This is a genomic window from Halomonas sp. GT (genome assembly GCF_002082565.1).
Classification (GTDB): domain Bacteria; phylum Pseudomonadota; class Gammaproteobacteria; order Pseudomonadales; family Halomonadaceae; genus Vreelandella.
In genome coordinates this window covers 2,475,668-2,500,998 of sequence record NZ_CP020562.1, presented here as the reverse complement: position 1 = coordinate 2,500,998, position 25,331 = coordinate 2,475,668, and the positions used below count along the sequence as shown (strand labels likewise).

The following is a 25,331-nucleotide window of genomic DNA, read 5'->3' as shown; positions in this document are numbered from 1 at the left end:
ATGCAGCGTTAGGCGCTGCATCATCAAATAATTTATAAGCTTACAGGAGTCACGCACTATGTCTGATCCGCAGCCGGTTTATTTAAGCGACTATCAGCCGCCCGCCTACCTAGTTACCCATACCGAGCTGACGTTTGATCTTGACCCTGCAGCAACCCGCGTGAAAGCACGCCTGCAAATAGAGCGTCATCCAAGCGCTGATTCACAAGCGCCGTTAGTGCTTAACGGTGAACATCTGACGCTGATATCACTCGCTATCGATGGTAGCCCTTTGGCTGATGCTGCGTATCAGTTAACGGATGAGGTGCTGCACATAACAGATGTGCCAGAGACCTTTATGCTGGAGAGTGAGGTGGAGCTAGCTCCCAGCAGTAATACTGCGTTGGAAGGGCTGTACCAATCTAACGGCATGTATTGCACCCAGTGTGAAGCAGAAGGCTTTCGGCGAATTACTTATTACCCCGATCGTCCTGATGTGATGGCCACTTTTAAGGTAACGGTGATTGGTGACGCTACCAGTGAGCCAGTGCTACTCGCCAATGGTAACCCTATTGATCAAGGTGCGCTGGAGAATGGGCGCCACTTTGCGACCTGGGAAGACCCGCACCCGAAACCCTGTTATCTGTTTGCTTTAGTTGCCGGTAATTTGCATAAGGTGGAAGATTTTTTTGAGACTATGAGCGGTCGCAACGTGACGCTGCAGCTGTGGGTCGAGCAAGAAAACCTAGATAAAACCGAGCATGCCATGGCTTCCCTCAAGCGTGCTATGGCATGGGACGAGCAGACCTATGGCCGTGAATACGATCTTGATCTGTTTATGATTGTGGCAGTGAATGACTTCAATATGGGGGCAATGGAAAACAAAGGGCTTAATATATTTAATTCTGCTGCGGTATTAACCCATCCCAATACCGCGACAGACGCCGCCTTTCAAAATGTGGAAGGGATTGTTGCCCATGAATATTTCCACAACTGGTCAGGCAACCGAGTGACTTGTCGTGACTGGTTTCAACTCTCTTTAAAAGAGGGTTTTACTGTATTTCGTGATCAGTGCTTTTCCGCCGATACTAATTCGGCTCCCGTTAAGCGAATTCAAGACGTTTCGTTTTTCCGTACTGCTCAGTTCGCTGAAGATGCAGGACCGACGGCGCACCCGATCCGACCAGACCATTTTATTGAAATCACCAACTTTTACACCCTGACGATTTACGAAAAGGGCGCAGAGGTTGTGCGCATGTTGCGTAATTTACTGGGTTGGGAAGACTTCCGTCGTGGCTCAGATCTTTATTTTGAGCGTTTTGATGGGCAGGCAGTGACCATTGAAGACTTTGTGGGCTGCATGGCCGAGGTGTCTGATGTGGACCTCAGCCAGTTTATGCGTTGGTACTCCCAGGCGGGTACGCCTGAAATCGATGCGCACGGTGAGTACGATTATGCCCATGGGGAGTATCACCTGACTCTGCGTCAACGTACCCCCGCGACCCCCGGGCAGCCTGACAAGCTGCCACTCCACATACCCGTGCGTATGGGGCTTGTGGGAACCAAGTCGGGGCAGGACCTGTCATTAACACTGTCGGGTGAGGCGCTAGGCAAAGACGCTGTGATTCATCTCACTGAAGATGAACAGACGTTTGTTTTTACTGATGTTGCTGAAGCGCCTGTTCCTTCACTGCTGCGCGATTTTTCTGCACCCGTAAAGCTACACTTTCCTTATTCACGCGAAGACCTAGCATTTTTGCTGACGCATGACAGCGATGGCTTTAACCGTTGGGATGCGGGCCAGCGGCTTGCTATGTTGGCGTTAGATGATCTGATCGCTGCCCATCGTAATGGTGTTGAAAAGGTCATGGACAGCCGCGTTGTGGAAGCATTCAGAACGTTGCTTACCAGCTCTATGAGCGATAAAGCGGTGCTGGCAGAAATGCTGACACTACCCTCTGAAGCCTATATTGCCGAGCAGCAGCCGATTGTAGATGTGGACGCAATACACGCCGCTCGCGAATTTGTGCGTCAGTCGTTAGCCGTTGCGCTGCGTGATGAATTTGTCGCCGTGTATGAAGCGAACCAAAGCGATGAACCCTACGCGCCAACGCCCGAACAGATCGCCCAGCGTAGCCTCAAAAACGTCGCCTTAACTTATTTAATGGCGATTGAGGACGAAGAGGGCATTACGTTTTGCGAAACGCAGTTTGCTGCGGAACATAACATGACCGATGTTCGTCATGCGCTGACCTTGTTGGTTCATAGTGACCGTGATGATATCGCGTCCCCAGCACTGAAGGCCTTTGGCGAAAAATGGGCACATGACCCGTTGGTTATGGATCAGTGGTTCACCATACAGGTGTCACGCCCGCAGCCAGATGTTCTTGAACGTGTTCAATATCTAATGCAGCACCCAGCATTTTCAATTAAGAACCCTAATAAAGTGCGTGCCCTGATAGGAGCCTTTGCCCAAAACCGGGTTAACTTCCACCGCTTAGACGGTAAGGGTTACGCACTGTTAGCCGATGTGGTTATTGAGCTAAATCGCCTGAATCCCGAAATAGCCGCACGGCTGGTGACACCGTTAACCCGTTGGCAGCGTTTCGACGAAGAACGTCAACAGTTAATGCGCGATGAGCTTGTGCGTATTAAGCAGGAGCCTTTATCGTCAAACGTGTTCGAAGTTGTTGAGAAAGCGCTGGCATAAGGTAAGCCAGCGAACTAACCATGGAGAGGGAATGCGCCGGTGACAGATACACAGCAGCACTATTTACTGATTATTAACGGTAAGTCTGCCGGAAACCCGGCGCTACGCGAAGCTGTTGAAGAGCAGCGCAAGACAGGGATGTTGATTACCGTACGCTCAACTTGGGAAGGCGGCGATGCCGCTGAGTTCGCCGCTCAGGCGGTCGAGCTGGGTGCTACACGGGTAATTGCCTGTGGCGGCGATGGGACCGTTAATGAAGTGGTTAACGGACTCATGCAGATTGCCCACGATTTGCGTCCAGCACTAGGCATTGTGCCGCTAGGTAGTGCCAATGATTTTGCTACTTCCCTGGGCTTGCCGCTAGAGCCAGGGCCAGCGCTTGAAGCTGCAAGACGCTTGTCTCCATCGCCGATTGATGTGATCAGAATGACCGCTCAGTCAGGCGCAGAAGAAGCGGTTAGTTATTACGTCAATATGACAACCGGTGGATTTGGCGCTGAAATTACCTCATCAACCCCCAAGACGTTGAAGCGCATGTTAGGCGGTGGCGCATATTCCTTGATGGGCGCTTTAAAAGCATGGCGTCACCGTAGCTATCGTGGCACGTTGCATTGGGGTGAACAGGAGCAAGAAGCATCGCTATTACTTCTCGCGCTAGGTAATGGTCGCCAATCTGGCGGCGGGCAAGTATTAGCGCCAAGAGCTAAGCTCGACGATGGCCGTTTCGATGTACTACTGGTCAAGGACTTTTCATCAGCAGCAGAGTTGCCGACGTTGCTGAATGAGCTGCAACAGTTCCCCTCTGAAGGGCATTTTGTACGTTATTTTACCGCCAGCCAGCTGTCGGTGACGACTCAGCCAGATGACGAGCCTTGGCCGTTAACCTTAGACGGAGAGGCGCGTCGCTATGAGCGATTTCGCGTCGAAGTAGTGCCGCTTGCCCTTAAAGTGCTGCTGCCGGAAGAGTGCTCACTATTGACGGCTAATGATCGCCACTAATCGTTTTTATTATTTAAATCACTGTTAAGGAGAAAATCCAATGGTAAATCGCTTTTGGATGCCGCTATTGGCCAGTCTCGCGCTTATGCTAAGTGCCTGCGGCGACGCTCAGGAAGATACTACAACAGAAAGTGAAGAGAGTGCCTCTAGCAGTGATGTTGATGCCCAGCAGGCACCTACCGCAGCAGACGGCAGCGAACAAGCAGATGAGGCTGCTAGTGCTGAAGATAGCGAGGATGATATTGAAGCACGCCAAGCGGCGGAGCAGCTAGAAGAAGCAGAGGCACTAAGAGATGATAATAATGCATCAGAAGCCTCAAGCTTGCCTAATAACGAAGAGATGCAGGCAGGTGAAGACACGCTTGCAGCCGACCCAGAAGATGCGCTCGATGAAGCCAGTGCTATGCCTGGTGAAACCACCCGTTCAGATGTCGATGATGTTATTGCTGAAACCGAGCGCCGTTTTGAAGAAGCTCAGCGTCGCTTAGATGAGCAATTTCAAGAAGTAGAGCAGCAGACATCCGTCTTAGAGCCGATGGACGGCGACGCTCCAGCCCCTAGTTGGGAAACGGAGTCCAGCTTACCCGGTACGTCTGACTTAGATGATAATTTGGAAGCCACTGACGTAGATGCGCTGATCGAAGACACTGAGCGTCGTTTTGAAGAGGCGCAAAAACGCTTAGAAGAGCAGTTCGAGGCTCTAGAACGTGAGCAGCCGGTCAGTGAAAGTATGAACCGTGGTGGTGAGGGACAAGAGGCTGAGCGCGCTCAGGAATAATGTGTTATCAATAAAGACAAATAAGGCCCGCCTTTAAGCGGGCCTTGTTGTATTCCTCTGGCGTTAGACCGGACGAATGTTAGAAGCCTGAAGGCCTTTTTTACCCTGAGTTACTTCGAAGCTGACTTTTTGACCGTCTTGCAGGGTCTTGAAACCTTCAGCTTGAATTTCGGAGAAGTGGGCAAACAGATCGTCACCGCCGTCATCAGGAGAGATGAAGCCGTAACCTTTGGTTTCGTTAAACCACTTGACAGTGCCAGTCGCCATCGTCCATATCCTTAACATGCTTAATGATTGGGCAAGCACCCGTTGTGAATGCCTGCCAAAATTACTGTAGAAGCAAATAATTCAGACGTCCAGTTGCAAACTTAAGATTTTTTAACTTTTGGCGGGCTTTCTCTTATGACGCAAATCGGCTTTATCGATGCTCAGTTTGTCTCGTTCCTTGTGGCGATAACGCTGCTATCAATAAGCCCTGGCGTTGATACGCTGCTCGTCATCCGCAACACTGCACGCGGAGGTGTTCGAGATGGTGTTGCAACAAGTATTGCTATTTGCTGCGGGCTGTTTGTCCATGCGACTATTTCAGCGTTGGGGATTTCGCTGATACTGCTGCAGTCGGCCTGGGCATTTCATATGCTAAAACTGGCGGGGGCGGCCTACTTGATTTGGCTAGGTATCTCCAGCTTGCTGGCGGCACGTCGTGGTACTCCCTTGCCTGTTCGGGGCGTAATGACAAGCGGCTCACCAGTGCCGTTTTGGCAACCCATCAAAGAAGGGTTGCTTTCCAATGTCTTGAACCCCAAAACCGTCGTGTTCTACATGGCATTTTTACCCCAATTTATCTCACCGACTGATCCTGCGCTGCTGAAATCATTATGGCTTGCAGGGATTCATTTCGTGATTGCCAACATCTGGCAAATTAGCGTGGTGCTAATGGTGGGTGGGGCAAGTAAATGGCTGGCTAGCGCTCGATTTGCACAAACGCTTAATGCCGCAACCGGTGTGGTGCTGGTGGTATTTGGCATTCGTTTAGCGTTAGAACAGCGCCCGGTATAACCGAGCGCTGTGCCAGTGGCGGGTAGTCGAGTTTATCGGCTTACAAGCAGTGCGTGATCATAGCGAACGGCCTGCTCACTCTCACTAAGCAGCGAAACACCTTCACTGTTGCCGCCGTTTGCCAGGCTTTCGAAAATGACCCGGTAGCTCAAAACGGCCTGTACATAATCTCGGGTTTCCCTGAAAGGAATGCTTTCTACAAACAGGTCAAATGACTCCATGCTGTTGTTGCCCAGCCATTGATCTACTCGGCCTGGTCCTGCGTTATAAGCGGCGGTGGCGGCCAGCCGGTTGCCTTGATAACGTTCCAACTTGTCGCGCAGGTAAGTGCTTCCTAAGCGAATATTAAGTTCAGGTTCTAAAACGCCGTAAGGGCCTGGATCATTTAGCCCCAGTTGACGACTAACTTGGCTTGCCGTGCCTGGCATTAATTGCATTAACCCCCGAGCACCGGCAGGCGAGAGCGCGACTGGGTTGTAAGCACTTTCACGACGGGTAATGGCCATCAGTAAATAAGGGTCGACGCCGGTTATGCGGCCCCAGTGCAGGAAGCTATCACGATAAGCCGCTGGGAAACGCCAATCCAGCGCGTCCCACATTTCAGCTGCAATCGTGGTTTGCACTAAGCGAGCATGCCACTGCTGGTGAGCGGCGTAATCGGCGAGCGCCCGCGCCTGATAAGGTGTGCCATTCTGTACGGCATACAGCCACTCGCTGTTGGCTAGACCATCTTCGCCAATACGTAGGAGTGCTTCGGTGCGCTGAACCACCGGTAGGCGTGCCGTTTGTGCCCTGGTGGCTTCGTCAAAATGGTTGCGTTCTAAGTTGAGCTGGTAGGGTTGGTTGAGTTTTTCGGCAGCAGCAAAGCCATAGAAACTCCGGTCGGTTGCTGCTTGTTGGTAACGCGCTAACGCTGCGTCACGATTACCCAGTTGCTCATTGGCCCTTGCTAGCCAGTACTGCCAGCGGCTACTTTCCTGCTGACTGCTAGGCATTTCAGTGATCCAGTGGACGACATCGGTCCACTGTCTTTTGGCCAGAGCGTCGCGAACACGCAGTTCTAATACGCGTTCGCTGTTCAGCGAGGGTAAGACGCTGTCGACCCAGGAAAGGGTGCCTGGGACGCTACGCACGAGTGCATAAAATGCAAGTTCTTCTTCGATCGCTTGGCGGTCAGTATGGGCTAAGTTGAGGCGTGGCCCAATGGCTTGCCACGTTGAGAAGGCTGCTGGCGTATTTTCTCGCGTGTAGCGCTGCATGGCAGCTTTATAAAACGCCGCCGTGGCAGCGCATTCAGGGCCAAGACAGGTAGGCGCTGAGGCAAGTGCGCTTGGTGAGTTATTGACCGTTTCGGCTGTATTCAGTGCTGTTTGCCACTGACTGTTCAGTAACCCGCCTAGATAGCTGATTAAGCGCTCTTCGCCCGCCTGCCAAGCGAGCATTTTACGCTCCCAAATTGCCGTGGCACCAATGGTGCCATCCGCGCGAAGGCGATTGAACAGCGGGTCGCAGGCATCCGGCTGGGAGCTACCTACAAGCCACAGTTCAAGCCCCGCTTCGCGAGCTTCAGCAGGTGCTCTATCCAAGAGAGCAGTGTAGTAGTAACACTGACGAGCAGTGCCTGCTGGTACGCCGTCAGCAACGGCAAGCAGGTCGCCAAATCGGCCCGCATAACCATACTTTGCTATCGCTTGGCCGCGTATCCATTCTGATAGCGGTGAATCAGCATGGCGCTCGATAAACTGCAGCACTTGACTGGGGGCGGCATTAGGCAACTGACTACGCAGACGGTGGTAGTCAACGTAGCCGCTGAGAATATGTCCTTCTATTGCACGGTCATTGATCTGTTGCCATTGCTGTTGGCGTGCTGCTTCAAGTGCCTCACGCATCGCTGAGTCAGATGTTGCCCAGGAGGCAGTTGGTAAACCGATGAACACCGCCGCACATAGGCTGCGAAACGTTAATCGAAATGGCGAAGCTTGCATGGCGCTCCCTCTTGCTCGCTAATGGTGTCTAGCCGCTATATTGCTAGGACTTTATTGCTGGGTCGATGATGAACTAAATGTGTAAATAATGTTCTGACAATTACGATACCTAGAGGATTCAATAACGATGGCACGAATGTCTACGTGGTGGTTGTTTCGACGACTCAAAACACGTGTATGGGCAGTGAAACGCATTGGCCGAGCACTTAAGCTGTTTCTGCCTATGACGCGTGACGTGCTAAGAGGTAGCTTTCGCCCTATTCCCTGGTCGGCTTTTGGTCTGATGGCACTAGCACTTGCTTATCTTGTCATGCCTTTTGATCTTATTCCCGATTTTCTAGTAATGATTGGCGTTGTTGATGATGTTTTGATCGTAGGTTGGCTGCTTAATCGTGTCGATGCCCAGCTGTCAGAATATCGTGATTGGAAATATGCAGAGGAAGCGCCAGCTGCTTCTTCTCGCTCACCTTCTTGAAATCCCGTCGCTTATCCCCATATTGAGTTCACAACCTTTTCCGCTCCTGCCTAACGTTAGTCAGGAGCGCCAAGCACAACGTGATTAATGAGGGCTAAGCGCATGACGACGGCGACCCACGAAGAAACTCTTGGCTTTCAAACGGAAGTTAAGCAACTTCTAAACTTAATGATCCACTCCCTGTACTCCAACCGGGAGATATTTTTACGCGAGCTAATCTCTAACTCAGCTGATGCCTGTGACAAGCTGCGCTATGCAGCGCTGGATAACGATGCGCTTTATGAAGGTGACAGCGAGCTGCGCATTGAAATTGAGCATGATCGAGAGGCTAACACCATCACACTGCGTGATAACGGCATTGGCATGAACCGCGATGACGTTATTGCGAATCTTGGCACTATCGCACGTTCAGGTACCGCAGAGTTCCTTAAGCAACTCTCTGGCGAGCAGCAAAAAGATGCTAAGTTGATTGGCCAGTTCGGGGTGGGTTTCTACTCTGGATTTATCGTTGCAGATGAAGTGACGGTGCGCACTCGCAAAGCGGGCACTGATGCCTCAGAAGGGGTGGAGTGGCGCTCGAAGGGTGAGGGTGAATTTACTGTTGCTGATATTGAATGTGAGCGTCACGGCACTGAAATCACGCTGCATCTTAAAGACGATGCCAAAGAGTTTGCCGATGACTATCGTCTGCAAGGGTTGGTGCGCAAATACTCCGACCATATTGAAGTGCCCGTGCGTATGCCGAAAACTGAAACGGCGAAGGACGACGAAGGCAACGATATTGAAGGCAGTGAAATCACCACGTGGGAAACGGTTAACGAAGCGACTGCATTGTGGGCTCGTCCTAAAAGCGATGTGACTGAGGATGAGTACAAGGCATTTTACAAGCATGTTGCCCACGATTTTAGTGACCCGCTAACCTGGAGCCATAATAAGGTTGAGGGCAAACTGGAATACACCAGCCTACTCTACGTGCCAGGCCGTGCTCCGTTTGATATGTTTGATCGTGATGGTGCGAGAGGCGTCAAGCTCTATGTTCAGCGTGTGTTCATTATGGATGACGCCGAGCAGTTCTTGCCCCTGTACTTGCGCTTTATCAAGGGCGTATTAGATACCCGCGATCTCTCTTTGAACGTTTCTCGTGAACTGCTCCAGCAAGATCCTAAAGTCGATAAGATCAAGGGTGCGCTGACCAAGCGTGCGCTGGATATGCTCAAAAAGCTGGCGAAAGACAACGAGCAGTACCAGACCTTCTGGAACACATTTGGCAGTGTGCTAAAGGAAGGGCCCGGTGAAGATGCTGCCAATCGCGAAAAGATTGCGGGCCTGCTTCGTTTTGCCTCAACGCACACCGACACTGCCGCCCAGGAGCAGTCTCTTGCCGACTATGTTGAGCGCATGAAAGAGGGGCAGAAGAAGATTTACTATGTGGTCGCCGACAGCTTTAATGCGGCGAAAAACAGCCCCCACTTAGAGATCTTCCGTAAGAAAGGTATCGAGGTGCTACTGCTATCAGACCGTATTGACGAGTGGCTAATGAGCCATCTCACTGAGTTTGATGGTAAGTCGTTTGCCGATGTGGCTAAAGGTGAATTGGACCTTGGCGATGTGGAAGACGAGGAAGAGAAGAAAGCACAGGAAGAAACGGCTAAAGCCAAAGAAGACTTGGTTAAGCGCGTCAAAGAAGCGTTAAGCGGTGGTGTTCAAGAAGTGAAAATCACCCACCGTCTGACGGATTCGCCTGCCTGTGTGGTGCTTCCTGAGCACGAAATGGGCTATCAGATGCGTCGTATTATGGAAGCCGCTGGCCAGCCATTGCCTGAGGTGAAGCCGATTCTTGAGCTGAACCCCAACCATGCCCTGGTGGCGCGTCTGGAAAATGCTGACGGCGATCTGTTTGGCCAGTTGGCGCATATATTGCTGGATCAAGCGATTATTGCTGAAGGTGGTCATCTGGATGACCCCGCCGCCTATGTTAAGCGGCTTAATAACGTCTTAACGGCGTGATGAGTCAGTAGTTGATTGATGCGGCCCGCTTGGATATCCAAGCGGGCCGCTTGTTTTAATAGAGATGATGATAAAGTAAGTGTTAAACGTACGAGACCAATGATCAGGATATCGTCATGGCTGATGAGCAGCAGATGAATGTCGCAGTGCTGGGGGGCGGAAGTTTTGGCACCGCTTTGGCGAGTATTGCAGCAGATAATGGCGCAAAGGTGCGTCAGTGGATGCGCGATGAAGCTTTGGTGACGCAAATAAATCACGAGCATCGCAATGGGCGCTACCTGCCACATTATGTAATCAATCCCGCGGTTATCGCGTCCACCGATCTCCAGTTAGTGCTAGAAGACGCTGAACTAGTGCTGATTGCTATTCCTTCCAAAGCGTTCCGTAGTGTGGTTCAGGCTGCAAAGCCTTGGTTAACTTCGGAGAAAATTTTAGTCAGCACTACCAAAGGTATTGAGCAAGATAGCTTTTTGTTAATGAGCCAGGTGCTTGAGCAGGAAACAGGCTTCCCCCATATTGGCGTCATTGCGGGGCCTAATTTAGCGTCTGAAATCGCTGATAAGCAGTTGACCGCTACCGTCATTGCTAGCGCCGATGCGCTTACCAGAACGCGAGTGCAGCAAGCGTTAGGCTGTCGCTATTTTCGTGTATATGCCAGCAATGATCGTCATGGCGTTGAGCTAGGTGGGGCGCTTAAAAATATCTATGCCATTGCGGCAGGTATGGCCGCAGCGCTGGGAATGGGAGAAAACACTCGAAGCATGTTGATGACGCGAGCATTAGCAGAAATGAGCCGCTTCGCAGTTGCGCAAGGTGCTAACCCAATGACGTTTTTAGGCTTGGCTGGCGTCGGTGATTTAATTGTTACCTGCTCTTCAAATCTATCCCGCAACTATCGGGTTGGTTACGCCATGGGGGAGGGGCGAGGTCTTGATGAGGCAGTGTCGGCATTAGGTCAGGTAGCTGAAGGGGTAAATACCGTCAAGCTTGTTTGCGCTAAAGCGCGTGAAATGGGTGTTTATATGCCGTTGGCTGAGGGCCTAAATCGTGTGCTGTTTGACGGTGTGCCCGCCCAGGAGATGGCGCGTACTCTGATGATGGGCGAGCAAAGTAGTGATGTGGAATTTATTCTGCCTCGTGAAGATGTTCAGCAGGCCCATCGTGATCAGGCGACTGCCGATAGTGGAGGCGAGCATGAGTAGTGGCTTGAGTCGAGGTCTAACTAACATGCTGATTATGCGACATGGGGAAGCTGCGTCAGGGTTTCCAGACCATGCTCGACCACTTACGCAGCGGGGAGAGCAGGAGGCCGACACGATGGCTCACTGGCTGTCCTTGCGTATTAAACAGGACGAGCTGCCTTGCCCGACGATTTATGCCAGCCCTTTTCTGCGAGCACAGCAGACTGCTCAGCAGATTTGTGATGCCTTGGGCGCGCCGCTAAACACATTGGCGTTTATTACCCCGGAAGATTCGCCTTCTGATGTGATTGATTGGTTGCTAAATCAATCTGCAGATGCCCCGATTATGCTCGTCAGCCATATGCCGCTGGTGGGCGAATTGGTGGGGCTTTTAGTGGAAGGTGTACCGAGCCAGGGGGTTGGCTTTCCTACCGCCGCTATTGCAGAGTTGGAGGCTGAGGTATGGGCCGCCGGTTGCGGGCAGCTAAAGCGCTTTACCCAGCCAAGTCAGTTGCTATAAAGCTAATAGACACAAAAAAGCGGCTGCAGAAGCAGCCGCTATGACATTGCGGTCACTTGTTGGTCGACGTTATAGCAATGCGTCCAGCTTCTCTTTTAACAAGCCATTGACTTGCTGAGGATTCGCTGTGCCGCGGGATGCCTTCATGACTTGGCCAACGAAGTAACCAATCATCTTGCCGCGTTTCTCTGGCTCAGAATCACGATATTGGGCAACCTGAGCAGGACTCTCAGCGATAACCTGATCAATCATTGCTTCAATCGCGCCAGTATCCGTGACTTGCTTCAAGCCTTTTGCGTCAATGACGGCGTCGGCGCTATCGCCTTGGCCATTCCACAATGCTTGAAAGACTTGCTTAGCAGCTTTGCCGTTAATGGTGTCATCAAGTACGCGACTAATCAGCTCGCCGAGCTGTTTTGCGGAAACAGGGCTGTTCTGAATGCTTAGGTTTTCACGGTTAAGCGCACCCGAAAGTTCACCTTGCACCCAGTTGGCAGCCTGTTTAGCATCGCCGCACACTTGCTGTACTTCTTCGAAAAACTCGGCCATTTCACGGCTAGCAGATAGTACATGGGCATCATAGGCTGATAAGCCTAGCTCATTCTGGAAACGCGCCCGCTTATCGGCAGGAAGCTCTGGCAACTGGCTGCGAAGATGATCAAGGTAAGCTTGATCTAACACTACGGGCAACAAATCGGGGCAGGGGAAGTAGCGATAGTCGTTAGCTTCCTCTTTGGTGCGCATGCTGCGGGTTTCATCGCGTTCAGGATCAAACAGGCGGGTTTCCTGTACGACCTTGCCGCCGTCTTCGATCAGCTCAATCTGGCGCTCGACCTCATAAGCAATGGCGCGCTCAACAAAGCGAAACGAATTGACGTTTTTGATTTCCGCGCGAGTGCCGAAGGCTTCTTGGCCTTTTGGGCGCACTGAAACGTTAACGTCGCAGCGCATTGAGCCTTCCGCCATATTGCCGTCGGAAATGCCCAAATAGGTCACAATAGAATGAATCGCTTTGAGATACGCGGCGGCCTCTTTTGCACTGCGCATATCCGGTTCAGAGACAATTTCCAGTAGCGGTGTGCCCGCTCGGTTAAGGTCGATGCCCGTCATGCCGTGGAAGTCTTCGTGCAGCGACTTGCCAGCGTCTTCTTCAAGATGGGCGTGATGAATACGAATACGCTTGGTCGATTCGTCATCTAGGGTGATTTCAACATCACCTGCGCCGACGATCGGATGATACATCTGGCTGGTTTGGTAGCCCTTGGGCAAATCGGGATAGAAGTAGTTTTTACGGTCGAACACCGATACTTCAGGAATGTCGGCGTGTACCGCAAGCCCAAATTGAACGGCCATGGCAACGGCCTGCTCGTTTAGCACAGGCAGAACGCCGGGTAGGCCAAGGTCAACAGCACAGGCTTGAGTATTCGGTTCTGCACCAAAAGCGGTGGAAGCGCCGGAGAAAATTTTCGAACGAGTTGCGAGCTGAACGTGTACTTCCAGCCCAATCACGGTTTCCCATTGCATTAGGCGTTCTCCTCGGCAAAAGCAGGGCGTTGTAAGTGCCAATCAGTGGCTTGCTGGAATTGGTGAGCCACGTTTAGCAGCTGTGCTTCTGCAAAGTGGGTGCCCAGAATTTGCAGGCCAACCGGGCGGCCATTGGAAAAGCCTGCAGGAACACTGATGCCAGGAATGCCGGCTAGGTTAACGGCGATGGTGTAAATGTCCTGTAGATACATGGACACCGGATCTTTCTTAGCGCCAAGATCAAACGCGGGCGTTGGCGATGCTGGCCCCATCAGCACGTCTACATCTTCAAAGGCGTCCAGGAAGTCCTGTCTAATCAAACGACGCACTTTCTGCGCTTTGGTGTAGTAGGCGTCAAAAAAACCTTCAGAAAGCGTGTGTGTGCCAATCAGGATGCGCCGCTTAACTTCATCACCGAAGCCTTCCGCACGAGACCGCGTGTAGAGATCAATGAGATCGGCCGGTGCATCACAGCGATGCCCGAAGCGCACGCCATCATAGCGAGAGAGATTCGAGGAAGCCTCGGCGGGGGCGATGACGTAATAAGCCGGAATCGCATAGTGAGTATGCGGTAGGCTTACTTCACGTACAGTCGCTCCCAGTGATTCATATACGCTCACTGCTTCGCGGACTGCTTTTTCAACCTCAGGGTCTAAACCATCGCCAAAGTACTCCTTCGGCAGGCCGATTTTGAGACCGGAAAGCGGTGCGTTGAGCGTTTCTGTGTAGTCGGGAACGCCGCGGGCAACGCTGGTAGAATCGCGCACGTCATGTCCCGCTATGACATTGAGTAGATGCGCGCAGTCTTCAGCACTTTTCGCCATTGGGCCAGCCTGGTCGAGGCTAGACGCGTAGGCAATGATGCCATAGCGAGAAACTCGACCATACGTAGGTTTCAAGCCAGTGATGCCGCAAAACGCTGCAGGCTGACGAATAGAGCCGCCAGTATCTGTGCCCATCGCAGCAGGTACAAGGCCTGCTGCTACTGCTGCGGCACTGCCACCTGAGCTGCCACCGGGAACCGCAGTAAGGTTCCAGGGGTTTTTGACCGCGCCAAAATAGCTATTTTCATTGGAAGAGCCCATAGCGAACTCGTCCATGTTGGTTTTGCCCAGGCTAACGGTGCCCGCAGCGTTAAGTTTTTCTACCACGGTGGCATTGTAAGGGGCGATAAAATTATCGAGCATTTTCGAACCGCAGCTGGTTTTCACCCCTTGCGTACAAAAAATATCTTTCAGTGCGAATGGAATGCCTGTTAGCTTGCCAGCCTTGCCAGCAGCACGAGCATTGTCGGCAGCTTCTGCCTGATTGAGTGCTTGCTCGGCGGTGACAGTAATAAAGCTATTGAGCGAGCCATCAGCTTTTTCAATACGCTGTAAAAAATGCGAAGTCAGCTCTCGGCTGGATAGTTCACCGCTTTTCAGAGAGGCGGCAAGCTGCGTTACGGTTTTATCATGCATGACCCGGAAGCTCCGTTCGGGGGCGAATAGAAAGAGCAGAAAATAGCGGCCTTTGCGTGGTAATATGACTACTCCACCACGCGGGGGACGAGATATAGGCCATTTTCTACTGCCGGAGCACAGCGCTGGAAAGCGTCGCGCTGATTAGTTTCCGTGACTTCGTCGGCTCGCAGCCGTTGCGTGGCATCCAGCGGGTGCGCAAGCGGCGCAACGCCATCGGTGTCCAGGCTTTGTAGCTGGTCGACCATGTCCAGAATGCGGCTTAGATCGTCGACAAAACCACTGGCTTGGTCATCGCTAACGGCGAGTCGGGCCAAGTGTGCGGCCCGGCGCACATGAGATTCTTCAAGCGCCATGATCGAATTTTCCTCGCAAACGTAATGGAACATATTCCGCGTTCAGCGGTATACATACGGTCATCTTAAATTCGTCTTGTGTAGCAGACGTAGAAAATAGCCGCAAAAGGTACCACATATTGACCCTAACGGGCAGTATTAGGCACGACTCGTGCTTGCTGCCAAGGGGTAGCGGTGATACCGTTTGCATCCGCACAGGGTTCCCGGTCTGCACTAGGTAACAACATCCATGTTCAAACGTTTGAGGGGGCTGTTTTCCAGCGATCTGTCGATCGACTTGGGTACGGCCAACACACTGATTTATGTACGCGGTCGTGGCATCGTGCTCGATGAACCGTCCGTAGTCGCTATCCGCCAGTCTGGCAACATGCGCAGCGTGGCGTCGGTTGGTACCGACGCTAAACGTATGCTCGGTCGCACGCCAGGCAATATTACCGCCATCCGCCCGATGAAAGATGGTGTTATTGCCGATTTCACCGTGACTGAGCAGATGCTTCAACACTTTATTCGTAAAGTGCATCAAAGCACCTTCTTAACGCCCAGTCCTCGTGTCTTGGTGTGCGTTCCCTGCATGTCAACGCAGGTTGAACGGCGCGCGATTCGCGAGTCAGCAGAAGGTGCTGGCGCACGTGAAGTGTTTTTGATCGAAGAGCCGATGGCCGCCGCAATTGGTGCCGGGCTTCCGGTTGAAGAAGCGCAGGGTTCAATGGTGGTTGATATTGGTGGTGGTACTACCGAAATTGCCATTATTTCGCTAAACGGCGTGGTCTATTCAGAGTCTATCCGTGTCGGCGGTGACCGTTTTGATGAGGCCATCACTGCATATGTGCGTCGTCACTATGGCAGCTTGATTGGTGAGGCTACCGCCGAGCGAATCAAAGAAGAGATTGGCTGTGCCTATCCAGGTGGCGAACTGCGCGAAATTGACGTGCGTGGTCGTAACCTAGCGGAAGGTATACCGCGTAGTTTCACACTGAACTCCCATGAGATTCTCGAAGCGCTTCAAGAAACGTTGGGATCTATTGTGGCAGCGGTCAAGAGTGCTCTTGAGCAATCACCACCTGAGTTGGCTTCCGATATCGCTGAGCGTGGTTTGGTGCTGACCGGTGGCGGCGCGCTGTTGCGCGATCTCGATAAATTGATCGCTGAAGAGACAGGCCTGCCGGTAATTGTGGCTGAAGATCCGCTCACTTGTGTGGCCCGAGGTGGCGGCAAGGCGCTGGAAATGATTGATCAGCATACCTTCGAGTTGCTGTCGAGCGACTGATCGTAGCGGTTTATCGCGGGGGATTGCCTATTAAACCGCTATTTTCGCACGAGTCATTGCCGGGGTATCGGCTATTCTTCTGTGTGCTATTAGCAAGCATTTTAATGTTTGCCGATCAGCGATTTACCCGCATGGAAGATGTGCGCGCCCAAATGACGATGATTGTTGCCCCAATTCAGTGGGTCGTTAGCGTGCCTAGCGATCTGCTTAACTGGGGTGCGCTTGCGCTTTCAGATCAGCAGGCGCTTGTCGATGAGAATCGACGCCTGCGTGAGCAAATTTTGACGCTTTCACATCGTGGGCAGCGGTTGGCTAATTTGACCGCGGAGAACGCCGAATTACGTGATCTTCTGAAAGCAGCTCAACGTAGAGATATTCCTTACATAACCGCTGAGCTACTGTCGCTAGATAATGACCCTTTTAGTCATCAGATGGTAGTTGATCGAGGGCATCGAAATGGAGCCTATGTTGGTCAGCCGGTGATTGATGCTTTTGGTTTAGTAGGGCAGGTGACCGCTGTATCGGCGTACTCAAGCCGCGTTTTGTTACTGGCTGATGCGAGCCATGCGTTACCCGTTCAGGTGAACCGTAATGGCCTGCGATTTATCGTACAGGGTGCCGGTCGTTACGGAAGTGTAAATGTTTTGCATGTGCCGGATACGGCAGATATACGCGAAGGTGATCTGCTAACTACGTCGGGGTTGGCAGGCCGCTTCCCACCCGGTCATCCTGTCGCTAGGGTGACTGACGTTTATCACGACCCAGGCCAGCCTTTTGCTCAAGTAACTGCAGAGCCAACTGCTCAGTTGCAGCGTTCACGTCACTTCCTATTGCTGTTCCCGCCGCCCCGCGAAGAAATAGAGGATACTGTTTGGGGTGAAGATATGGAGATTTCAGCCGCTGCACTGCACGCTGCTCAACGTATTGGTTTGCAGCAGGATGCGGCACGGGAGGTGCAGTAATGGCTAAGACGCCTGTAGTGTCGCTTATCTTCGTATGGTTTACGCTTGTATTTGCATTGTGCTTACAGGTCATGCCTTTAGCAGAAGGGTGGCAAGTATATCGTCCTGAGTGGATAGGGCTAATGCTGATTTACTGGTGCATGCGAACGCCTGATAGAGTTGGCGTTTTCCATGGGTTTGTTATTGGCATTCTTATGGATTTAATCGAAGGGACTGCACTCGGTCAGCATGCGTTAATATTATCGCTGTTGGCTTTCCTATGTGCTTTGGTTTACCCCCGCTTTCGTGCTTATTCTCTAGTGCAGCAATCTGTTCTTGTGCTGGTCTTATTAGGCTTGGTGCAGCTGATTGAGCAGTGGTTACGCACACTGACGGGGGATTTTTCTATCCATTTGTCTTTTCTGATTCCGTCACTGATCAGCGCCATTCTGTGGCCGTGGTGGTCTACCATGCTAAAAGCACTCGAACGACGTTTAGCAAGCGTGTAATGGTTTATAGTCCATGAGGGCATTGAAGTTTAATAAGCTGCTGGAGTTGCTTTAATGGATGGTTCACTTTCTGCCGCAGCCACCATATCGTCGCCTGTGTTATGCCTTGCTTCGGCATCGCCCAGACGCAAGGCGCTGTTAGCTTCGATAGGCGTGACGGTCGAGGTCATGCCAAGTGACGTAGATGAAACGCCCCTTGAGGGGGAGTCTGCCCAAGCTTATGTGGAGCGTTTGGCTAGTGCTAAAGCGCAAGCAGCTGTTTCAAAAACCACCCTTCCTGTATTGGGTTCAGATACAGCCGTGGTGATTGATGAGCAAATACTAGGTAAGCCAATTGATGAACATGATGCAGCCGTTATGCTTAAGAAGTTGTCGGGGCGTCATCATAATGTATTAACAGCGGTCGCTGTGGCTGGCCCCAAGGGTGTACTCTCTTGTTGTGTAACCACGGTCGTCAAAATGCGCGTAATCAGTCAACAGGAAATTGCTGACTATTGGCAAACCGGCGAGCCAGTCGACAAAGCTGGAGGCTATGCCATCCAAGGTTTAGCCGCTGTGTTTGTTGAAGAAATAAAGGGCAGCCATTCAGCAGTTGTAGGGCTGCCACTATATGAAACAACACGTTTGTTGTGCCAGCAAGGGGTGCCAATCTGGTCGGGCTACTATCAGCAAAGATAACCGCCATTTCGCCGCCTGCTGTGTTGGCAAGGATACTGTGACTCAATAAGGAATTTTGCATGAGCGGTGAAGTCCTCATCAATTTAACGCCAATGGAGACCCGCGTTGCGCTGGTGGAAAATGGTGTCTTACAAGAGGCACTCATTGAACGCTCACGTAGGCGGGGAATTGTAGGTAATATCTACAAAGGCAAAGTAGTGCGTGTACTGCCTGGTATGCAGGCTGCTTTTGTTGATATTGGCCTTGAGCGTGCAGCGTTTATTCATGCCCATGAGGTAATGCCCCCTGGCACCCCTAATGATGAGCAGCAGACTATTGGTCAGCTGTTACATGAAGGTCAGGCGCTTGTCGTTCAAGTTACCAAAGATCCCATTGGCACCAAGGGTGCCAGGCTCACTACCCATCTCTCGATTCCTTCGCGTTATCTCGTCTATATGCCGGACTCTCCCCATCATGGTGTGTCTCAGCGCATTGAAGATGAGCGAGAGCGGGAGCGATTGAAGGCGCTGCTAGATAAAGGAATTGATGAGCAGACTATCGAAGTAACCGGCGGCTTTATCGTGCGCACGGCGGCAGAGGGCGTCGGCGATGAAGAGCTGGCAGGTGACATGTACTTCCTGCTGCGTATTTGGCGAAAAGTAAGTGAGCGTAAAATAACGGCTGCATCACCCAGTGTGATCTACGACGATCTCCCGTTGTTTATGCGTACGTTGCGGGATGTCATGCGCGATGATATTGAAAAAGTGCGTATCGACTCTCGCGAGAACTTTGTCAAGCTGGTCGAGTTCGCTGAAGAGTTTATGCCAGATGCGGTAGACCGTATCGAGTATTATCCTGGCGAGCGCCCCATCTTTGATCTGTATAGTGTTGAAGATGAAATTCAAAAAGCACTGGGACGTAAGGTTCAGTTGAAGTCCGGTGGCTATCTGGTTATCGACCCGACTGAAGCGATGACCACGATTGATGTGAATACGGGTGGTTATGTCGGTCATCGTAATCTTGAAGAAACGATTTTTAAAACGAACCTGGAAGCGGCGACCGCGATTGCACGTCAGCTAAGGCTCCGTAATCTTGGTGGCATCATTATTATCGATTTTATCGATATGGCGGATGTAGAGCATCAGCGCCAGGTGTTACGTGTGCTTGAGAAAGCGCTAGAGCGTGATCATGCAAAGACGAAATGTACCGGGGTGACTGAGCTCGGTTTGGTGCAGTTGACCCGTAAGCGCACTCGGGAAAGCCTAGAGCAAACATTGTGCGAAGCTTGCCCAACATGCAGTGGGCGAGGGACGTTGAAAACGCCTGAAACTGTTTGTTACGAGATATTTCGCGAGATATTACGCGAAGAGCGTGCCTACAGTGCAGAAACGTATATGGTGCTTGCTTCTCAGCCGGTGGTTGACAGGCTGTTGGACGAAGAGTCTGCTGCGGTGGCTGACCTTGAAACGTTTATTAATAAAACCATTCGTTTTCAAGTAGAGCAGCACTACTCCCAAGAACAGTACGACATCGTACTAATGTAATGTTAGCGCTACGTTCGTTATCTCGATGGTGCCTGGTAGTGATCGCCTCGCTACTAGGAAGCCTTGCTGTCTTCCTGTTATTGGCCCGCTTATTAATTAGTCAATCCAGTCTGTTAACCCCGAAAATAGAAGCGTTATTAGAGGCCCGTGTGGGAGTGCCCGTTATTATAGAGCACCTATCGCTATCATTGGCTCGTAACGACCTAGTTTTGCAATTGGATGGCGTGCATTCAGCGGCACCTAATGGACAGCAATTAATATCCCTTGAAAGTGCACATTTACGGCTCGATGGTTGGGCGACGTTGAAAAGTATTGCGCCCGTGTTTAATGACGCGCGTATCACAGGCCTTGAGTTTCATTTATACCAACAGGAAGATGCTGCTTGGGGCTGGCCGGCACCAGCAGAGCTGCCGATTGTTATGTCCCAGGAGCCGACTGTTGATTTAGAGGCGTTGGACGCCTGGGCTGGCCTGATTCTTCGCCAGCGATTGTGGGTAGATAATACTCGCTTGGTGCTGCATGGAAGTCAGCAAGCCGTCACCTTGCACGCGCCTACCTTATTGCTCAATGGCGATGAGCGGCGGACGCGCCTGGAAGGTGCCGTCAAAATTTTAGAATCTCAAAGCGAAGGTTCGCAGAGAGTTGGGTCTCAAGAAATGGAGACTCAAGAAGCCCAAGAAACGTTGCCGGCCATTGCGATGAACGTGGAAATGCAGCCTGGAAAACAGGGTTTCCGTGATTTTTCAGCGGCGCTTCAACTGGACATGCAGCTGGATCACTTAGTGGCATTGGCCGCTGTTTTACGCTCCGATCGGATGCCATCCCTAGAGCAAGCGGGAGGTGAGGTTACGTTGTGGGGACGTTGGCATAGAGGGCGCTTAGATGAAGCTCGCTTGGTTGTCGATGTACCACAGCTGACCCTGCGTCACGAGATTCAATACGCTGTACTTCAAAATATTCAGGCCAATGCCCTTTGGCAACGAGACGGTGATGGCGGCGAAGCCTGGCTTAGTGGTAATGCTGAAAATGTCGAGTGGGCACGACCTGAAGGCGGAAGTGGTGGCCCTGCGTTGCCGCGGCATTGGTACTTGTCTCATCAGCCTGATCGTTGGGAAGTACGCACCAGCGCCTTTGAACTGGCTTCCTTGGCGGCTTGGCGTGACTATATTTTACTGCCTGAATCGCTTACTCGAGTGTTGCAGACATTGTCACCCCGCGGCCAGGTTCAGGGTTTGCGTTTAGGTCAGCATGAGGGGCATTGGGGGGTTGATGCGGCGTTAACCAATGTGGCGGTGCTGCCTTGGGAGCAAGCGCCAGGAGGGGGGCCGTTAGATGCCTGGGTGCAGGCAAGAGACTTCCGTGGCAGGGTAACGTTTAACAGTGCCGGTAGCAGTTCGCTGAATTTTCCTGAACTGTTTGAGTCACCCATGCTGTTGAGCCATGCAGAGGGCGTGGTGGAGTGGGTTTATGACGGCCCAAGCACCATGATCAGTGGCAGAGATTTACGCTTAGATTGGGATGGTGCCAAGGTAAGTGGAGGTTTTGGTCTTATTGCGAGTGAGCAAGGCGGCCAGTTTGGGCTTGATATTGCGTTTGCAAATGTTGATGCACTTAATTATCCACTTTCTCAGTGGTTGCCTGTTAAAGCCCTTGAGCCTGAGCTTCGTGAGTGGCTATTAACTGACGTAGGTGGTGTTGTTCCCCATGGCTCGCTAAAGCTTAGCTTTCCCTTTACCGGGGAAGAGGCTGATTCAGAAAGCCAGTTTGCTGAAGACATTTCTTCCACGTTGGCCCTCTCTGTCACGCAAGGACGATTACCTATCGCGCCTGAGTGGCCCATGCTTGAGGAGATTGAGGGCAGATTGGTTTGGAAAGATCAGGTGCTGGAGGCGACTATTCAGCACGCTGAAAGTCTGGGCATTGACGTCTCTGACGGGATGCTAAAGATGGCTGATGAGACGCTTAATTTGTCGGGAAGTGTCAGCAGTGATGGTAATTCACTTTTGGCATTTCTCCAGGCGATGCCTGAGATAGATATGCCTCTGCTTAATGAGGTCCGTGCAGAGGGCAGTGTTGAGGGTGATATTGCTTTATCGTTACCGCTGAATGCGCCAGACTCATTGGCGCTAGAAATTAATGCTCGACCGAATTTTACAACGCTTGCTTTTCAGCCTATCGACATTCCGCTAGAAGACCTTCAGGGGGAGATGACGTGGCAGCAGCACAATAAAAAAAGTGCTTTGCTCGGGCATGTGTCAGGTCAGTTGTCAGGTAATTCTATAGAGGCAGAAATCGATGTTCCGGACGACGGTATTGCTCTGCGTGGGAACATTGATGTCGCCACCTTATTTCAGCTGGTCAATATTCCCGCTGAGCAAGCTCGCCAATTGTTTGAGGGGCGTGCTCAGTGGCGTGGGCAGGTCAACCTGCAGCCATCACCTTCGATCGTCCTTGAAAGCCGTTTGCTTGGTATTACAAGCAGATTGCCGCCGCCTTTTAGTAAGTTGGCTGAGCAGCCATGGCCATGGCGGTTAAGTGCGGACTTTGATAGTGGCCGCTTAACAACGCAGTTAGCCGACATCGTCAATGCTCGCGTACAGCTTGGTCATAACGGCCTGGCTGGGGTGATTGCTTTGGGCAGTGCTGCCGCACCTGATAACTGGCCGACGCAGCTAGGTTGGAGCGTTGTCGCGCAGGTTGATGAGTTGCCTATTGATGACTGGCAGGAAGCGCTGTCACCGTTGATGCAGGCGCCGTCTTCATCGAATGGCGGTAGTGGGGATGCGCCAATATCAGTGATGCTTGGTACGCCTTGCGTGCATTTCCGTGATGCGTGTTTTGGTCGGTTAGAAGCGACAGGCAATATTGAAGGAAAACGCTTGGCGATGCAGTTAAGCGGCGACCTTATATCAGGTCGAGTGGATTATCAGCCCGATAGCGCGCTGCCGCTTGATATTGCCATCTCGTCGTTGGAGGTGGATCGGCTGTTTGATATGCCTGCCGCAGCACATGACAGCAGTGCTCCAACGCCAGGCTCGTGGATGGATGCCATCGAAACTCAGCACGCCACTCCGAGGGCGATGCCAGAATGGCTTAACCAGTTGCCGGATGGCAGGCTCAGAGTAGCTGATATTAGCGTTAGTGAAGGACGTTTTGGTCCGTTAACCGCTTATTGGCAAAGCCAGGACCAACGCTTTACTCTTTCACCAGTCGGCCTGACATTAGGGCAGCTCTCTGCCCGCGGAGAATTGGTGTGGGAAGGCAACGCTATTAATAGCCATACCCGCGCTGATGTTTCGATACAAGGTGGTGATGTGGGGACTGCGTTAGAGCGCTTAGGTCAACCAGTCGCCATGCGTAGCCGTGCCACGGATGTTAGCGCAGCGCTGACGTGGCCAGGTGCCCCTTGGCAATTTGAGTTAAGTCGGGCGGAAGGGGATATTCGCACCGATGTGCGTGATGGGCGCTTTGTAACGCTGGAATCTACACCGGCTCGCCTGGTTGGTCTTCTTAACTTCGACAATATATTGCGCCGCTTGCGTTTCGATTTTTCGGACGTGACAGGTCAAGGGACTGCGTTTGATAGGGTGCATGGCACGGCAGATGTCGCCGCGGGTCAATTACTGCTGCGTGGGCCGCTTTCCATTGAAGCGCCATCTACCACGTTAACACTGACGGGAAGCGTCAATCTTATACAACGTGAACTTGATCAGCGGCTAGGCGTCACACTACCTATTAGCCAAAGCTTGCCTATCGCAGCCATTGCCGTAGGTGCTCCGATTGTGGGTGGCGCTCTTTTTATAGCGGACCAGCTTTTTGGTAACGCGTTAGATCAAGCGACCACTATTCATTATCGCGTGCGAGGTCCGTGGACGTCGCCGCAGATTACTCTAGAAGGCCCTTAATGACTGCACATAAGAGCGATGTAAATACCGCTATTTCCATTTTGTTAACACCAAGTGGACTGGATTTAGATGCCCTGGATACAGGGCTGTCTTATGCCATGGGCGGAGGCATTGATTATGCAGACCTTTACTTTCAGCGTACTTGGCAAGAGGGTTGGGTGCTGGAAGATGGTGAAGTAAAAGAAGCCAGCTATAACATTGATGGCGGTGTTGGCGTGCGCTCCTTAGCGGGCGAGAAGACAGGCTTTGCCTACTCCAACCAAATTACCGCAGATGCACTAATGAATACTGGCCGCACGGCAGCTGGTATTGTACGTAGTGGGAAGCAGTTACCCGGGCAGCCGGTAGTGGCTGTTAGTGCTGCTGGTCGTTATGCAGGGCTTGACCCGCTTGCGGGACTTACCGCTGACGAAAAAGTGGCGATGTTGAAAGAAGCAGACCGTATAGCACGCGCGGCTGACCCCTGCATTAGCCAAGTGAGCGCCTCATTGTCAGGTACTTATGAAGTGGTATTAGTGCGTGCCAGTGATGGCACCTTGGCGGCAGATATTCGCCCATTAGTACGTTTTAACGTGAGTGTCATTGCGGCTAAAAACGGCCGTCGAGAGCGTGGCAGTGCTGGAGGTGGTGGCCGTTACTCAATGTCTAGGCTGCGGGATGAAAACGTAGCGGAACGTTATGCGAAAGAGGCTGTTCGCCAAGCCTTGGTTAACCTAGAGGCAGTCGATGCACCTGCTGGCCAAATGCCTGTTGTTCTTGGCGCTGGCTGGCCCGGCATTTTGCTTCATGAAGCGGTGGGCCACGGGCTTGAAGGCGATTTTAATCGCAAGGGCAGTTCAGCTTTTTCTGGGCGTATGGGGAAACGCGTTGCGGCGAAAGGGGTGACGGTCGTCGATGATGCTACCGTTGCTGACTGCCGTGGTTCGTTAAGCGTGGATGATGAAGGCACGCCTGGGCAATACACGCCGCTGATTGAAGACGGTATTTTGACGGGCTATATGCAAGACAAGCTTAATGCACGGTTAATGAATATGGCACCAACTGGGAATGCGCGGCGTGAATCTTTTGCCCATTTGCCGATGCCGCGTATGACCAATACTGTCATGCTGGCAGGGCAAGATGAGCCTGCTGACATTATTAAAAGCGTTAAGCGCGGTATTTATGCGGTCAGCTTCGGTGGTGGTCAGGTCGATATTACATCAGGCAAGTTCGTTTTTTCAGCCAGCGAAGCCTATCTCCTTGAAGATGGCAAAATTACTGCGCCTGTCAAAGGGGCTACCTTGATTGGCAACGGTCCTGAGGCAATGGGGCGTGTTTCAATGATTGGCCATGATATGGAAATGGACACGGGTATAGGTGTGTGCGGCAAAGAGGGACAGGGTGTGCCAGTAGGCGTCGGTCAGCCCACCCTTAAGCTGGATGAGCTGACGGTCGGCGGAACCCAGTCTGCGTGACTTGATTGTCATCACTTGGTC

20 protein-coding genes are annotated in these 25,331 nt (G+C 52.0%); 15 read left to right on the top strand and 5 right to left on the bottom strand.

Annotation, left to right across the window (positions count from 1 at the left end; genetic code table 11):
- The first annotated feature begins 58 nt into the window (after positions 1 to 58).
- Genes pepN through B6A39_RS11720 form a run of 3 tightly spaced genes read left to right on the top strand, consistent with a single transcriptional unit; the run spans position 59 to position 4,466 of the window.
- A complete protein-coding gene (gene pepN, locus B6A39_RS11730; protein ID WP_083005875.1) occupies positions 59 to 2,689 on the top strand; it encodes an aminopeptidase N in 2,631 nt (876 codons plus the stop codon).
- 39 nt (positions 2,690 to 2,728) lie between these two features.
- Positions 2,729 to 3,688, top strand: coding sequence for a lipid kinase YegS (yegS, locus tag B6A39_RS11725; protein ID WP_083005872.1), 960 nt, complete (start codon positions 2,729 to 2,731; stop codon positions 3,686 to 3,688).
- A gap of 40 nt (positions 3,689 to 3,728) precedes the next feature.
- Positions 3,729 to 4,466, top strand: a complete 738-nt coding sequence (locus tag B6A39_RS11720; RefSeq protein ID WP_083005869.1) for a hypothetical protein — start codon at positions 3,729 to 3,731, stop codon at positions 4,464 to 4,466.
- 63 nt (positions 4,467 to 4,529) lie between these two features.
- On the opposite strand, the gene B6A39_RS11715 is transcribed toward B6A39_RS11720, so the two are convergent.
- Positions 4,530 to 4,733, bottom strand: coding sequence for a cold-shock protein (locus B6A39_RS11715; protein WP_009721950.1), 204 nt, complete (start codon positions 4,731 to 4,733; stop codon positions 4,530 to 4,532).
- A gap of 135 nt (positions 4,734 to 4,868) precedes the next feature.
- Here B6A39_RS11715 and B6A39_RS11710 point away from each other — a divergent pair, with 135 nt between their 5' ends.
- Positions 4,869 to 5,525, top strand: coding sequence for a LysE family translocator (locus B6A39_RS11710; protein ID WP_083005867.1), 657 nt, complete (start codon positions 4,869 to 4,871; stop codon positions 5,523 to 5,525).
- 32 nt (positions 5,526 to 5,557) lie between these two features.
- On the opposite strand, the gene B6A39_RS11705 is transcribed toward B6A39_RS11710, so the two are convergent.
- Positions 5,558 to 7,510: a transglycosylase SLT domain-containing protein gene (locus B6A39_RS11705; protein WP_083005864.1), complete on the bottom strand. Its 1,953-nt coding sequence runs from the start codon at positions 7,508 to 7,510 to the stop codon at positions 5,558 to 5,560.
- A 127-nt stretch (positions 7,511 to 7,637) separates the two neighbouring features.
- On the opposite strand from B6A39_RS11705, the gene B6A39_RS11700 reads away from it, so the two are divergent.
- From B6A39_RS11700 to sixA, 4 genes are all read left to right on the top strand, one after another.
- Positions 7,638 to 7,985, top strand: a complete 348-nt coding sequence (locus B6A39_RS11700) for a YkvA family protein (protein ID WP_083005859.1) — start codon at positions 7,638 to 7,640, stop codon at positions 7,983 to 7,985.
- A gap of 102 nt (positions 7,986 to 8,087) precedes the next feature.
- The gene (gene htpG, locus B6A39_RS11695) at positions 8,088 to 9,992 is read left to right on the top strand and encodes a molecular chaperone HtpG (protein WP_083005857.1); all 1,905 of its coding nucleotides are present in this window, start codon (positions 8,088 to 8,090) and stop codon (positions 9,990 to 9,992) included.
- Positions 9,993 to 10,108: 116 nt separating this feature from the next.
- Positions 10,109 to 11,194, top strand: coding sequence for an NAD(P)H-dependent glycerol-3-phosphate dehydrogenase (locus tag B6A39_RS11690; RefSeq protein WP_083005855.1), 1,086 nt, complete (start codon positions 10,109 to 10,111; stop codon positions 11,192 to 11,194).
- The gene (gene sixA / locus B6A39_RS11685; RefSeq protein ID WP_156886225.1) at positions 11,187 to 11,693 is read left to right on the top strand and encodes a phosphohistidine phosphatase SixA; all 507 of its coding nucleotides are present in this window, start codon (positions 11,187 to 11,189) and stop codon (positions 11,691 to 11,693) included. The genes B6A39_RS11690 and sixA overlap by 8 nt, the downstream gene beginning before the upstream one ends.
- A 69-nt stretch (positions 11,694 to 11,762) precedes the next feature.
- Here sixA and gatB read toward each other — a convergent pair whose 3' ends face one another.
- The 3 genes from gatB to gatC all read right to left on the bottom strand — a co-directional run bounded on the left by gatB (position 11,763) and on the right by gatC (position 15,033).
- Entirely contained in the window at positions 11,763 to 13,217 is a 1,455-nt protein-coding gene (gene gatB, locus B6A39_RS11680) for an Asp-tRNA(Asn)/Glu-tRNA(Gln) amidotransferase subunit GatB (RefSeq protein ID WP_083005853.1), read from the bottom strand.
- Positions 13,217 to 14,677 carry an Asp-tRNA(Asn)/Glu-tRNA(Gln) amidotransferase subunit GatA gene (gatA, locus tag B6A39_RS11675; protein ID WP_083005851.1) on the bottom strand — a complete coding sequence of 487 codons (1,461 nt, stop codon included), beginning with the start codon at positions 14,675 to 14,677 and terminating at the stop codon, positions 13,217 to 13,219. Before gatA ends, gatB begins: the two co-directional genes overlap by 1 nt.
- A gap of 68 nt (positions 14,678 to 14,745) precedes the next feature.
- The gene (gatC, locus tag B6A39_RS11670; RefSeq protein WP_083005849.1) at positions 14,746 to 15,033 is read right to left on the bottom strand and encodes an Asp-tRNA(Asn)/Glu-tRNA(Gln) amidotransferase subunit GatC; all 288 of its coding nucleotides are present in this window, start codon (positions 15,031 to 15,033) and stop codon (positions 14,746 to 14,748) included.
- A 229-nt stretch (positions 15,034 to 15,262) separates the two neighbouring features.
- On the opposite strand from gatC, the gene B6A39_RS11665 reads away from it, so the two are divergent.
- The 7 genes from B6A39_RS11665 to tldD are packed head-to-tail and all read left to right on the top strand — an operon-like array spanning position 15,263 to position 25,310.
- The gene (locus tag B6A39_RS11665; RefSeq protein WP_009721960.1) at positions 15,263 to 16,300 is read left to right on the top strand and encodes a rod shape-determining protein; all 1,038 of its coding nucleotides are present in this window, start codon (positions 15,263 to 15,265) and stop codon (positions 16,298 to 16,300) included.
- A 23-nt stretch (positions 16,301 to 16,323) separates the two neighbouring features.
- Positions 16,324 to 17,262: a rod shape-determining protein MreC gene (gene mreC, locus B6A39_RS11660; RefSeq protein WP_083005847.1), complete on the top strand. Its 939-nt coding sequence runs from the start codon at positions 16,324 to 16,326 to the stop codon at positions 17,260 to 17,262.
- The gene (mreD, locus tag B6A39_RS11655) at positions 17,262 to 17,750 is read left to right on the top strand and encodes a rod shape-determining protein MreD (RefSeq protein ID WP_083005845.1); all 489 of its coding nucleotides are present in this window, start codon (positions 17,262 to 17,264) and stop codon (positions 17,748 to 17,750) included. Before mreC ends, mreD begins: the two co-directional genes overlap by 1 nt.
- 54 nt (positions 17,751 to 17,804) lie before the next feature.
- On the top strand, positions 17,805 to 18,428 hold the full coding sequence (locus B6A39_RS11650; protein ID WP_083005843.1) for a Maf family protein: 624 nt from the start codon (positions 17,805 to 17,807) through the stop codon (positions 18,426 to 18,428).
- 59 nt (positions 18,429 to 18,487) lie between these two features.
- Positions 18,488 to 19,951: a ribonuclease G gene (rng, locus tag B6A39_RS11645; RefSeq protein ID WP_083005840.1), complete on the top strand. Its 1,464-nt coding sequence runs from the start codon at positions 18,488 to 18,490 to the stop codon at positions 19,949 to 19,951.
- Between the two features lie 38 nt (positions 19,952 to 19,989).
- Positions 19,990 to 23,856 (top strand): YhdP family phospholipid transporter, encoded by a 3,867-nt coding sequence (locus tag B6A39_RS11640; RefSeq protein ID WP_083007898.1) that lies wholly within the window; start codon positions 19,990 to 19,992, stop codon positions 23,854 to 23,856.
- On the top strand, positions 23,856 to 25,310 hold the full coding sequence (gene tldD, locus B6A39_RS11635) for a metalloprotease TldD (RefSeq protein WP_083005837.1): 1,455 nt from the start codon (positions 23,856 to 23,858) through the stop codon (positions 25,308 to 25,310). Before B6A39_RS11640 ends, tldD begins: the two co-directional genes overlap by 1 nt.
- Positions 25,311 to 25,331 lie beyond the last annotated feature (21 nt).

Bases quoted from the DNA above. Each gene is read 5' to 3' on its own strand.
- pepN (WP_083005875.1), top strand. From the start codon at position 59: ATGTCTGATCCGCAGCCGGTTTATTTAAGCGACTATCAGCCGCCCGCC.
- B6A39_RS11720 (WP_083005869.1), top strand. From the start codon at position 3,729: ATGGTAAATCGCTTTTGGATGCCGCTATTGGCCAGTCTCGCGCTTATG.
- B6A39_RS11715 (WP_009721950.1), bottom strand. From the start codon at position 4,733: ATGGCGACTGGCACTGTCAAGTGGTTTAACGAAACCAAAGGTTACGGC.
- B6A39_RS11710 (WP_083005867.1), top strand. From the start codon at position 4,869: ATGACGCAAATCGGCTTTATCGATGCTCAGTTTGTCTCGTTCCTTGTG.
- B6A39_RS11705 (WP_083005864.1), bottom strand. From the start codon at position 7,510: ATGCAAGCTTCGCCATTTCGATTAACGTTTCGCAGCCTATGTGCGGCG.
- B6A39_RS11700 (WP_083005859.1), top strand. From the start codon at position 7,638: ATGGCACGAATGTCTACGTGGTGGTTGTTTCGACGACTCAAAACACGT.
- htpG (WP_083005857.1), top strand. From the start codon at position 8,088: ATGACGACGGCGACCCACGAAGAAACTCTTGGCTTTCAAACGGAAGTT.
- B6A39_RS11690 (WP_083005855.1), top strand. From the start codon at position 10,109: ATGGCTGATGAGCAGCAGATGAATGTCGCAGTGCTGGGGGGCGGAAGT.
- sixA (WP_156886225.1), top strand. From the start codon at position 11,187: ATGAGTAGTGGCTTGAGTCGAGGTCTAACTAACATGCTGATTATGCGA.
- gatB (WP_083005853.1), bottom strand. From the start codon at position 13,217: ATGCAATGGGAAACCGTGATTGGGCTGGAAGTACACGTTCAGCTCGCA.
- gatA (WP_083005851.1), bottom strand. From the start codon at position 14,677: ATGCATGATAAAACCGTAACGCAGCTTGCCGCCTCTCTGAAAAGCGGT.
- gatC (WP_083005849.1), bottom strand. From the start codon at position 15,033: ATGGCGCTTGAAGAATCTCATGTGCGCCGGGCCGCACACTTGGCCCGA.
- B6A39_RS11665 (WP_009721960.1), top strand. From the start codon at position 15,263: ATGTTCAAACGTTTGAGGGGGCTGTTTTCCAGCGATCTGTCGATCGAC.
- mreD (WP_083005845.1), top strand. From the start codon at position 17,262: ATGGCTAAGACGCCTGTAGTGTCGCTTATCTTCGTATGGTTTACGCTT.
- B6A39_RS11650 (WP_083005843.1), top strand. From the start codon at position 17,805: ATGGATGGTTCACTTTCTGCCGCAGCCACCATATCGTCGCCTGTGTTA.
- rng (WP_083005840.1), top strand. From the start codon at position 18,488: ATGAGCGGTGAAGTCCTCATCAATTTAACGCCAATGGAGACCCGCGTT.
- tldD (WP_083005837.1), top strand. From the start codon at position 23,856: ATGACTGCACATAAGAGCGATGTAAATACCGCTATTTCCATTTTGTTA.